Source organism: Campylobacter sp. BCW_6466, assembly GCF_001762835.1.
Taxonomy (GTDB): Bacteria; Campylobacterota; Campylobacteria; order Campylobacterales; family Campylobacteraceae; genus Campylobacter_D; species Campylobacter_D jejuni.
The window spans coordinates 1-1,144 of record NZ_MJXO01000035.1; the positions used below are offsets into that span (position 1 = coordinate 1).

Sequence of the window (1,144 nt, forward strand, 5' to 3'; positions counted from 1 at the left end):
GTGCTAATGCTACATTAAATTCTGAAATAAAAACTTATGATGAAGTTCATAAAAATACTAAAGTTAGATCAGCAACAGATGTATATAATGCTCAAGCTAAAATTGATACGACTATAAACGGTTCTCATGATGACAAAATAGAAACTACCGATCAAGGTCCACATACCATAATAATTCAATCAGGTGGAACTTTAGGTAGTATAGGTAATACGGGTAATATTATTTATGCTTCTACTAACAATGGCAATACTCTTACTCTTGCTAATCTTACCAATAATGGAACCATCAATGGTAAAGTAGCCATACAAAATAGCCAAGATAACCTCACAGGAGCCATCACTGTCAATACCTTTGAAAATAAAGGTCAAGTTAATGGTCAAATTTATATGGGAGTTTGGGGAAATAAAAACTCAGGAATTCTCACTGTGGATCAGTTTAATAACAGTGGAACTATAACAGCTTTTGATAAAAATCAAGGAGTTTTTTTCGAAGGCGGTGCTAATAATAAATCCACGATTAATAATTTTAACAATACTGGAGTTATAAGTTCAACAAATAAAGAAGCTGTCCAGTTTACTCATACTGATGTTAAAACCATTACCAATAATGGAAACATTAAAAGCGAAGGACATAGAGGTATAAGCATAAATAATTCAAGCGTACAAACTCTTAATAATAGTGGTACTATTCAAACCAGCAATCAAAATGTAAATAACTGGGATACGCAAGCAATATATATTGGCAGTTCTACAATCCAAACGTTTATCAATAGCGGAACCTTAAAAGGCGATGGAAGAAAAGATCCAGGAGGGCCTAATGGGGCTATGTTTGCTAGCTCTGGAGTTAATCTTTCTGGCTCTACTATAACAAATTTTGATAACTCAGGTATTCTTTCAGGAAGAGTAGGTATAAATATATCAAGCACTACTATAGATAATTTTAAAAACAGTGGTACTATAGAAGGAACATCTGGAGCCAAACAATTATCAGGAGCAATATTCATTCAAAGTTGGCTTCAAACAAGCTCCACTATTAAAAATTTTGAAAACACAGGCCTAATCAAAAATCAAAACGGCAATGCTATCTTCATAGGTGATGGCAACAAGATAGAAACCCTTACAAATAAAGGAACTATAGAAGCAGG

At 33.4% G+C, this 1,144-nt stretch carries 1 pseudogene; it reads left to right on the top strand.

Annotation, left to right across the window (positions count from 1 at the left end):
* Window positions 1-1,144: pseudogene (locus tag AJ887_RS10185) on the top strand (hypothetical protein); the annotation flags it as partial.